Here is a 10,262-nt window from a genome sequence, read left to right as displayed (position 1 = left end):
GCCGAAATGACTTCTGCAGTATTGGTTGAAGCTTCAGTCAGGTATGCAAATCTAAGAGATGCGGATTTGAGTTGTGCTGAGTTGACAGAAACAGACTTTTACATGTCTAAACTAGACAATGCAAACCTGACAGAGGCTGTGCTCAGTGGAGCGCGTTTAAAACGAACTTCAATGATGAATTGTAGCTTGTATGAGAGCGTTTTGTACGAGGCGTTTTTCGATGCTACAAAATTAACAGGAGCAAGTTTGGAAAGCGCGCATTTAGGAGAGACTCTTTTTATAAATGTCGATCTTTCGCAAGTGAAAGATATAGATCTTTGCAAGCATCAGGGACCAAGCATTCTCGATAACAAGACATTGGCGAAATCGCTGAACTTATCTCCGTCGTTTTTACGTGGATGTGGTCTCACAGATTGGCAAATTGAAGAAATAAGACTCCTTCGACCTGATCTCTCAAACTCAGAGATCAATGATATTATCTATCACATTTATGATCTACGTGCTAACCAATCTATACAGATAGCACCCATGTTTATATCATATTCCCATGCCGACAAAGAATTTGTAGACGAAATTGGCAAGCTGCTTACTGAAAAAGGTGTGCGTTACTGGCGCGATATTCATGAAATGAAAGCTGGTCGACTGGAGAAGCAAGTGGATCGCGCCATGAAATTAAATGATCTTGTATTGATTGTATTGTCGGAGGAATCTGTCAGTTCTGACTGGGTCGAATATGAAGCTAAAAAAGCTCGCCGGTTGGAGAAAGAGTCTGGGAAAGATGTGATAGTGCCAATTGCACTTGACGATGCATGGAAGAAGTGTAGATGGCCGGAAAGGCTGAGAGCGCAAATCGAAGAATACCAGGTATTGGATTTTTCTGCATGGAAAGATGAGGCTAAGTTAAAGAAACAGTTCGCGAGCCTACTTGATGGCATCGATTTGTTCTATTAACAAGCGCGTCAATAAGCTTTACAAAGGCGAGCTGCGAAGGAGCATACGCCGGTTGACATGTTGCCGAACTCAAGTGGCAAAACTGTTTGACATACCTGGCAGCATTACGCTTTGCTTAATCAGTGATTTTAGTTTTAATCCCTCTCGCCCTCCCTCATCAGTAAATTTAGTCTTTACCCAACAAAGCCCTGAATCAGTATGCCGAATCTGGAGCATGTTTACGTACTCAAAAATGGTGTGGAAATCTGGAATCAATGGCGTGAAGCAAATTCCGATGTAGAAGTAGACCTGAGGGGGGCAGACCTGACGAGCATAAATCTGGCGGAAATTAACCTTGCCGGAGCAAAACTAGCAGATGTCAATTTCTCCGAAGCAAATCTTAAAGGGGCAAAACTAAAGGGGGCAAAACTGATCAATACAGAGCTTGTCAAAGCTGAATTGGTTGGTGCCGATCTACGCTATGCTGATCTGAGTCTTACAGATTTGAGCGAAGCAGACCTTCAAGAAGCCAAGCTACATTTTTCACTTTTTTCAGAGACCATCGTTGAACAAACCCATTTTTATCAGGCGCCGTTTGGGAGAACTTCAATATCCGATACGGATCTATCTGTCGCACACAAGCTGGATACTTGTTATCACTTTGATGTGAGTTCCATTGACAATCTTTCCCTTAGGCGATCCTATCCGATACCTAAAAAGTTTCTTCAGGGCCTGGGTTTTAGTGAATGGGAAATAGAACAAGCCAGGTTGTACGAACAAGGGCTGAGTAATAATCAGATAAACGAGATTGTTTACAGGGTATATGATCTTCGGGCCACGCAAGCCGTTCAAATTGGGCCAATTTTTATATCCTACTGCCATAAAGATGGCGAATTTGTCGATCGACTTTGTGATCTCCTGAGTAGTAAAGGGATTCGCTTCTGGCGGGACGCTCATCGGTTCAAAGCCGGCCGCATCGAAAAGCAATTGGATAGAGCAATGCGTCTCCATGAGTTGGTAATCGTTGTGCTATCCAAGTTTTCTGTCAAAAGTGACTGGGTTGAACACGAAATTAAAAAAGCCCGCAAGCTGGAAAAAGAAGCTGGTCGAGATATTATCGTACCCATTGCATTGGATGATGAATGGAAAAGAAGTTCCTGGCCAGAAAGGCTTAGGGAGCAACTAATGGAATACAATATTACTGACTTCTCTGAATGGCACGATGAAGATGCACTGTGGACTCAGTTTGCCAATCTATTAAATGGTATTGGTTTGTTTTATAAATGATTGTGTAGACAAATTGATGAAATCACTGGAAGTGCTGCAATTTAACAAGGGGGGCTGGTACCCTTCTGTTCTTGAGTTGGTAAAACGCCATTGGACAATAAGGTATGCTTACGTTGATGTGTAGTAAGTTGATGAATGATTCCAGAAGACCCGTGCGGTAGCAAGTTAGTTAGGGTTATTATTCATTGATAGTTTGAGTCAGCGATGGGCCTTGTTATGATCCCATAACGCCTTTGAGATGATCAGATAACCGCAGTGACAGGGCAACGATGGTCAGTGTAGGGTTAACTGCGCTCGATGTGGTGAACACGCAGGAGCCGGCAACATAGAGGTTGTCGATGCCATGCACTTTGTTGTTTGCATCTACCACACCCTGGTTGGCGTCTTCGTGCATTCGCGTTGTGCCCATGTGATGCCAGCCACTGCCGAGGTGCGACGGCCAGGCCGGATCATCTTCATAGACCCAGTCCAGTATTTGTAGCCGGCCCAGACCAATCTGCCCAACCTCTTTCCCCAGCGCCTCATAAAATGCGCGCACTGTGTGTTTGTCGAGCGGGGATAGTTGCCAGTGTAAATCCACAAGCGGCATCCCAAGTGCATCGGTGTTCTCTCCAAGCATCACCCGCGAGTCAGGGTTAGGAGCCGTTTCCATGCGCGTTGCCATCCGGTACAGCTTGTGTTGTGAGACATCAGGCAAATTGCGATTGCCGGCTTTGTAGGCTTGCTCAATACCATCCCACCACTGGAGGGTAGCTTCGGCAGTTTGTGGGAATGTATCGAAGCGACTTTTTGTACGCACATTGCCGGAGGCCGGGAAGAGGCCGGCGGTCATGTTCAGGGTTTTATGCTCCTCTTGCAAGGCTTCACTCAGCGCTAGTTCTCCGCGGGCGGGTGTTTCGTAAAAGCTGAACATGTAAAAATCCATAGGTCCGGCTGCCGGCAGCGCCAGATGCGCTGAATCAATTTCCACGTGATCCATGAAGTACCGACCTACCAGATCGTTGTCGTTACCAAGTCCTCTGGGCGCTTGTTTGTTTGAGGCAAGGAGGAGGCGCGTATTCTGAATAGCGCCGCAAGCCAGGACGGTCTGTTTCGCGCGTACCTGGTGTGTGTGACCGTTCAGGCAGCGGATCTCGAGCCCTTCTGCGTGAGATACGCCTTCATTGGTTTCGATATTACAGACGTTGGCGTGCGTGTACAGGTGGATGTTGCCGGCGTTCACCAGCGCATCGCGGTATTTGGTGTTGAACCGGGTAGGCGGACTGAATTGCCAGACCTTGGTCCACACCCGTTCCGGGTCAAAGGGCAAGAGGACATTTTCTTCGCTTTGGTCGGCCCAGTAGTCAGCATCCCAGTCATGGGTCCCGAGTTCAAGAACGGGTTGTGCCCGCTTGTAAAAAGGGTTGAGGTCTTCACGGGAAATGGGCCAGCCGCTGTGGGGCACCCAGTCGCGTTTTTTAAAGTCGATTGGGTCGAAGGGGGAGCAGAAGCCCATCCAGTGTCCGGTGGTGCCGCCGAAGTACCTGAGCCGTGTAGAGCTGAGCGGGAAATAGTGCCGGCCTGTGATATCTCCTTTGTTGAGTTGTTGCGTTTCGTTCTCAAAATCAAAGCCGCCGGCTTCGAGCACAACAACGTTGTAAGGGGTGTCGATCCACTCCAGCGCAAGGCTGATGCCGGCAGCGCCGGCGCCAACGATACAGAGATCAGCTTCGATGACGGTGTTGTTGTCGAGGGTTCTTGCGTCGGTATGCATAGGACTATGGGTGGAAGGTGTTGGTGCTCGGCACAACAGCTGTGCAAACACCCAAATATAGCCAAATCTCATCCTTTTTGCAGCGCAGCAGGGGAGATGCCAAAAACGTAAGCCGTAAACGAAAAACGCCCGATACAAACCAAAAGAAGGATGACACCCCTCGCCCATAACTTCAATGGCAAGCAACTACGCCGGTTTGTGCCGCTGCCATTTAAAACAACCGTACGCAACGGGAGCCAGACCAAACAATTGGTAAAGTAGGGTGCAAAGGTTCACGCTCAAATCAACATATCTCTGAATGAGGTGAAGCAGGGTTGCTACTCACACGGCTCCGTTGCGTTGTACCCGTCCAAATACGCGCTCCAGCATATGCATGGTGTTTTCAGATATAGTGCTGCCGGCCATCACTGTACAAGGGGTGTTTTTGTATCGCTGAGTCCTGTAGGCATCTGTGTCGTTGCCCACTTTTATGGCAAAAGAAGCGACGGCTTTGTCGGTTGCCTGTTCGATAATAACTTCATCAAAATCAATCAGCTTCCGTTGCTTGAACCCGTTAACGTAGAGCTTATTGTCTTTCTGAATCCACTTATCCTTCATCTTGTCATCCAGTAATAAGATGAGTTTGATCCCCTCGTAGTAGACGCGGCTCTGCTGGCATGTTCTGCAGGCGTAGAGTTGGGTAGAAGAAAGGCGTCCGATTACTATTTCATGAGACGAGAAGCTGGTAAGGCACTGTTTACAGTAAACCAGCGATAATCGCGATTCGAATTTTGATGAAGTAAACAGGTCAATTTCTTCAAGTAACCGAATAGCCATGGCTTTGAGGGGATGGCTTTCATTCGATGCTATCGGCTGTAAAATGGGCACAGCCTCTCCTCCTAGCTGAATGATATGGGGATATACATAGACGAGATCACAAAGATAATCCATGAGCTTTCTAAACTTAGCGGCACTGCTTCGCATGCCGCCTTCTCGATACAGTACTTCATTGTCTTCAAATGCCAGGCTATAGTCATCAGGAAAAATGGAAGTAGCGCGCTTGTAGAGGCGCCTGATATTGCCTTTGCCTCGTTTTCTAATGTACTTGTTGTTGGATGCATCGGGCAAAAGCAGCCTGATTTCCGTGCTGATATCTTTGGGGTTGTCTTCGAAATACGGATGTGAACCGATTGTCATATGCAAGCCGCGATACTCGCCTTTCAGACACGGTGCTTTAAAAGATGTGGCAGGTACTATGTCCAGGTTGGTAGAAGATGTGAGTCTTTGCCATGCCGTTGTTTTAGGGCCAACAGGATAGAAATTGAGACGTATCGCAAGAAATCTGATTAGCCAGATAGATCCGACGGTAGCTAAAGTAATAAGCGAAAAATCCATGTCGAAGAGGTACCGGCAAGGTAAAGAGGATTTGGAAATTAGCGATCTATCAGAACGATGCAGACATATAAGCGGTTTGAAACTAACCTCATTGCGGCTTTCGTTTGCCGAATTGAACGAGTGGGCGTGTTATGGTGATAAATCGTGGCGCCATGATATGAAAACGAAAAAGCCCAACACAAGCCGGCATGGCTCATCTTGGGCTTTCGTGTGGTCGGGGGCGGAATCGAACCGCCGACACATGGATTTTCAGTCCATTGCTCTACCAACTGAGCTACCCGACCAGCGAGGACTGAAAATTGTTACGCTTATAGCCTTTCCCCTGATAAATGATCCGGAAAAAATTACAGGCTTGATGAAGTTTTTGAGAGAAGGGGTGGGGAATGTCGATTGCCGAGTGTCGAGTGTCGAATTGCTTGGGCTGGCAGATGTGGTGCTTTGCCTGTAGGGCAGTGGTTTTGCCAGGTTGATTGCTCGCCCAGATCCTTCGCTTTGCTCAGGACGACGTGGGTGAGGGATAGTGCCATGCTGCAAACACTCGGCATTCGAAACTCGGCACTTTTACCTGCCGCTCCACCGAAGCTTCGACCTCAAGGTTTGAAAATAATCTTGTTCAGGCAATTTAATCAGCCTTACGCTGTGTTGAGCGCGTTTGATGGAGAACTGGGGGCTGGTGCCTTCGAAGCTGGTGCTGCGGCCGTCAGCGGCGAAGACAAAGTTGTTGGCCTGTACGTCGGCGGTAATGATGGCAGACGCCGGCAATACCAAAGGCCTAACTGTCAGTGTATGCGGCGCAATCGGGGTCAATGCCATCACGTTGCTGCCTGGCGCGAGGATGGGGCCACCAACGGACAGCGCGTACGCTGTGGACCCGGTGGGGGTTGAGATAATCAAGCCATCTGCCCAGTAGGTTGTGAGTGGGGCACCGTCTACACTGACTTCCACCGAGATCAGCTGCGGCATCAGGCTGCGCTCTAGTACAAAGTCGTTTAGCGCCCAGTGCACTTCAGGGCCTTCTTTGCCTTCAAACCGGGCTTCCAGTACCATCCGCTCCTGTATCCGGTAGGCACCTTGCTCAAGCCGGCGAATTGTATCGTTGAGGTTGCTTACTTCTGTATCTGCAAGAAACCCGAGCCGGCCAAAGTTGACGCCGAGTATTGGGGTCTGGTGTGCGCCTACGTTATGCGCGGTGGACAACAGTGTGCCATCACCACCAAATGAAAGAATCACGTCTGAGGCTTGCGGCAGGTTCGGATTGCCATACTTTGCAGCGTGCTCGCTGCTGAGCAGTTCGCGCTTCACCAATCCTGAAGCTACAGCTGTTTCCAACACAAAGGGGATACTCTCTTTTAGCAACCAGGCGACGAGGGTCCCGATGGGGGTCCAGATTTCCTGCTTGGTGATATTTCCTGTGATACCGTACGTCACGGGGGGAGGAGGTTTGCCGGTTGGTTTTGTTCTGGTAATCGTTAGGTGCAGTGTTGTTCTGCCTCGGGGGATTTTAGTGTCGAATGCCGATTGTCGAGTGCCGATTGGGGCTAGCAAGGATGCCGGCAACTTACCGCCTTCTTTACGCCTCCTACCATCCCTTGACGTCATCCCGGACTTGATCCGGGACCCATTCTTTTTAGCAACAAGCGAGGGATAGGATGGCATACTGCTTGCCCAGATCCTTCACGAAGTTCAGGATTACATGGAGGAGAGCAGGGTGCTATTGTTAAAAGAGCCGGATGCTATTCGTCAAGAGATCCTTCGCAGGCTCAGGAGGACATGAAAGGAGCGCTTCGTCACCCCTCATTCGGCAATCGAAATTCGGCATTCGACACTCAATCTTGTAACGATCTGCAATTCCTGCCCACTATCTTTGTAGACGCGCAAGCATGCCTTATCTTGCCACCGACCTTTTTGTATAACAAGCAGCCCATGTCTAAAAACGTAGTAATCATCGGAAACGGGATCGCCGGCGTTACGGCAGCCCGGTATATCCGGAAGTGGAGTGATTTCAACATCACCATCATATCCGCCGAGACCAAACACTTTTTCTCTCGCACCGCCCTCATGTACATCTACATGGGCCACATGCGGTACCAGGATACCAAACCGTACGAAGACCACTTCTGGGAGAAAAACCGGATTGACCTGATCCACGACCGCGTGACGGGTATCGATGCCGCCGGCAAATCGCTGAGTCTCGAACAAGGCAATGCGATCAACTACGATGTGCTGATCATCGCCACAGGCTCCAAGTCGCGCTTCTTTGGCTGGCCAGGGCAAGACCTGAAAGGCGTGCAGGGGCTGTATGGCATTCCCGACCTCGAAGCAATGGAAACCTACACCAAAGACATCAACCGGGCTGTGGTTGTTGGTGGGGGACTGATTGGCATTGAGATGGTGGAGATGCTGCATTCGCGTAACATACCCGTTACATTTCTGGTGCGCGAGACCAATTACTTCGAGCACCTGTTTCCGCTTGAGGAGTCGCAGATCATTAACCAGGAAATTCGCGATCACCATGTAGACTTGCAGTTACAAACTGAGCTTAAAGAAGCCTTGGGCGACAATGACGGGCGGGTGCGCGCGATTGTGTCCAGCAAAGACGAAGAAATTCCCTGCCAATTTCTTGGCCTCACCACGGGGGTTGCGCCCAACATTGGGATTGTAGAAGCGTCGGATGTGGAAACCAACCGCGGAGTGCTGGTAGACGAATTTTTGCAGACCAACATGCCGGATGTGTACGCGATTGGCGACTGCGCTGAGTTTCGGGAAGATGGGATTGGCTACCGCCGGATTGACCAGCTCTGGTACACCGGCCGGCACCAGGGGAAAACCGTTGCCCGCACCATTTGCGGCGTACAGCAACGATACAATCCACCGCTTTTCTTCAACTCCGCCAAGTTCTTCTCAATTGAGTACCAGACCTACGGGACCATCTCTGCCAAACCAGAAGAAGGCATCGAAACGCTGCTCTGGATTAGCGATCGGAAGAAAGAGCTCATCCGCATCAACTACCGGAAAGACAACCAGCAGGTTGTTGGATTCAATTTACTGGGCATCCGGTTTCGCCACGCGCTTTGCGAAAAGTGGCTGCTGGAGAAACGCACCATTGACTATGTGTTGACCCATCTGGCTGAAGCGAATTTCGACCCGGAATTCTACAAGAAATACGAGCCCGAGCTGGTAGCAACCTACAACCGGCAAAACCCGGACAATCCCGTGCAAATGGCGCCGAAGAAAGGCGTCCTTGCAAACATCTTTGGATAACCACCCTCCCCAAATTATTTACGACCTATATCACCATGCAGCGATACGACGTTACTTTTCAATTGACAAGCCCAACCGCCAAGTTTACGGCGATGGAGCGGGTGGGGATGGTTATTCTGGGCCTCGGGCTCCTTACCTGGGTTGTGGCCCTGTGGGGGATTGGCATCGACCAGCCGGCCCTCATGTTCTGGGGCGGACTGGCCGCCATTGCAACGAGTGCTTTCATCTATTTCCAGCGCTACCTCAACCGGCCGGCAGGCATCAACAACGATGGCGTGTGGCTGAACTCCGCCATGGCCGGCGTGAAAGGCCTGGTTGGCTGGACCCTCGGCATTGTATTTACCGGCTTCTACATCATCCTCTACTGGCAAGACGCGTGGCTGGCCAACTTCGTAACCATTTTTGAGCCGTTGAGTCAGCTGCTGCGCAATCAGCCGGCAGATAAATGGTTCATGTACGGCACCCTTTACACCCTTGCTGTACTCATAATGGGCGTGCGGATGCTTTACAAGTATCGCCACAACAAATACCAGATTCTGCGCACCATTTCAGTGATGTTCTTCCAACTCGGCTTTGCGTTCCTCATTCCCTCGCTGCTGGTGATGTTCAACCAGCCCGAGTTTTACTTTTCCTACTTCTGGCCCCTCAAGTACGACTACCTCTGGCCTTCAAGCATCGATTGGCTAACGGGCTCTGGTAAGCTCGGCGTGTTTATGGTCTTTTGGGGAGGATTGATGTTCTTCCTCGCCACACCCATCCTCACGTTCTTTTATGGCAAAAGATGGTATTGCTCCTGGGTATGCGGTTGTGGCGGACTGGCTGAAACCCTGGGTGACCCGTTCAGGCATCTGTCTGATAATTCCGTCAAAGCCTGGAAATATGAGCGGTACATTATCCACGGCGTTGTTGTCTTTGTTGTTGTAACCACGGCGTTACTCTGGACGAACTCTGCGACAAGTGGGGCAGTGCTCGGACAAGCTTCAGCGTCGTTCTCCAAGTGGTATGGATTTCTTATCGGGTTGATCTTTGCCGGCGTGGTAGGCACCGGCTTCTATCCGATCTTCGGCAACCGTGTCTGGTGCCGCTTTGGCTGCCCCATGGCGGCTACGCTCGGGATGCTGCAGAAATGGTTCTCCCGCTTCCGCATCACCACCAACGGCGGCCAGTGTATTTCCTGCGGCAACTGCTCCACGTATTGTGAAATGGGCATCGACGTCCGCTGGTACGCCCAGCGCGGCCAGAATATCGTTCGTTCTTCCTGCGTGGGTTGTGGTGTATGCGCAGCAGTATGTCCCCGCGGTGTACTGAAACTCGAAAACGGCCCGCGCGAGCACCGCTACAACGGCCCGGTCCTCATCCACAATGACCGCGTTTCTGTTGTGTTGGATGATGACTGGCAGGCAGAGACCAAAGGCATGATGCCGGTTCACCAGGAAGACATTCCGGTACTGACGGATAGCGACTGGAAAGGGATGGGTTGAATTTCGAATATCTTACAAGGAATGTTGAATGTCGAAGGATAGATGCTTTCGTCGTTCAGCATTTCTTGTAAGATTTCTACCAGCCGCGCACCCATGCTCCCCCCTATGTCATAGTATGTTAGCCTTGTGGCTTAGAGAAGCATTGCTAAGTTAGACTGTAAAGCACCTGGAAGCGG

Annotated in this window: 7 protein-coding genes and 1 tRNA gene; 4 read left to right on the top strand and 4 right to left on the bottom strand. The window is 50.2% G+C overall.

The window, feature by feature from the left end:
* Both AAF564_23315 and AAF564_23310 read left to right on the top strand, forming a co-directional pair.
* Positions 1-951: toll/interleukin-1 receptor domain-containing protein (locus AAF564_23315; GenBank protein MEM8488496.1), on the top strand; the 951-nt coding region annotated here is incomplete at its 5' end.
* Positions 952-1,149: 198 nt separating this feature from the next.
* Positions 1,150-2,217, top strand: coding sequence for a toll/interleukin-1 receptor domain-containing protein (locus AAF564_23310; protein MEM8488495.1), 1,068 nt, complete (start codon positions 1,150-1,152; stop codon positions 2,215-2,217).
* A 214-nt stretch (positions 2,218-2,431) separates the two neighbouring features.
* On the opposite strand, the gene AAF564_23305 is transcribed toward AAF564_23310, so the two are convergent.
* The 4 genes from AAF564_23305 to AAF564_23290 form a co-directional block, all read right to left on the bottom strand.
* The gene (locus AAF564_23305) at positions 2,432-3,970 is read right to left on the bottom strand and encodes a GMC family oxidoreductase (GenBank protein MEM8488494.1); all 1,539 of its coding nucleotides are present in this window, start codon (positions 3,968-3,970) and stop codon (positions 2,432-2,434) included.
* Positions 3,971-4,291: 321 nt separating this feature from the next.
* The gene (locus AAF564_23300) at positions 4,292-5,146 is read right to left on the bottom strand and encodes a hypothetical protein (GenBank protein ID MEM8488493.1); all 855 of its coding nucleotides are present in this window, start codon (positions 5,144-5,146) and stop codon (positions 4,292-4,294) included.
* Positions 5,147-5,555: 409 nt separating this feature from the next.
* Positions 5,556-5,628, bottom strand: a tRNA-Phe gene (locus AAF564_23295).
* A 277-nt stretch (positions 5,629-5,905) separates the two neighbouring features.
* Entirely contained in the window at positions 5,906-6,772 is an 867-nt protein-coding gene (locus tag AAF564_23290) for an NAD(+)/NADH kinase (protein ID MEM8488492.1), read from the bottom strand.
* A 495-nt stretch (positions 6,773-7,267) separates the two neighbouring features.
* Between AAF564_23290 and AAF564_23285 the strand changes: the two genes are divergently transcribed.
* Positions 7,268-8,605 carry an FAD-dependent oxidoreductase gene (locus AAF564_23285; protein ID MEM8488491.1) on the top strand — a complete coding sequence of 446 codons (1,338 nt, stop codon included), beginning with the start codon at positions 7,268-7,270 and terminating at the stop codon, positions 8,603-8,605.
* Positions 8,606-8,640: 35 nt separating this feature from the next.
* A complete protein-coding gene (locus AAF564_23280; protein ID MEM8488490.1) occupies positions 8,641-10,086 on the top strand; it encodes a 4Fe-4S dicluster domain-containing protein in 1,446 nt (481 codons plus the stop codon).
* Positions 10,087-10,262: the final 176 nt, after the last annotated feature.

The sequence above is a fragment of the Bacteroidota bacterium genome (assembly GCA_039111535.1).
GTDB lineage: Bacteria > Bacteroidota > Rhodothermia > Rhodothermales > JAHQVL01 > JBCCIM01.
This window is presented reverse-complemented; position numbering and strand designations above follow the sequence as displayed.

Excerpts from the sequence above, each read along its gene's own strand:
- AAF564_23300 (MEM8488493.1), bottom strand. The coding sequence starts at position 5,146 with ATGACAATCGGTTCACATCCGTATTTCGAAGACAACCCCAAAGATATC.
- AAF564_23310 (MEM8488495.1), top strand. The coding sequence starts at position 1,150 with ATGCCGAATCTGGAGCATGTTTACGTACTCAAAAATGGTGTGGAAATC.
- AAF564_23305 (MEM8488494.1), bottom strand. The coding sequence starts at position 3,970 with ATGCATACCGACGCAAGAACCCTCGACAACAACACCGTCATCGAAGCT.
- AAF564_23280 (MEM8488490.1), top strand. The coding sequence starts at position 8,641 with ATGCAGCGATACGACGTTACTTTTCAATTGACAAGCCCAACCGCCAAG.
- AAF564_23285 (MEM8488491.1), top strand. The coding sequence starts at position 7,268 with ATGTCTAAAAACGTAGTAATCATCGGAAACGGGATCGCCGGCGTTACG.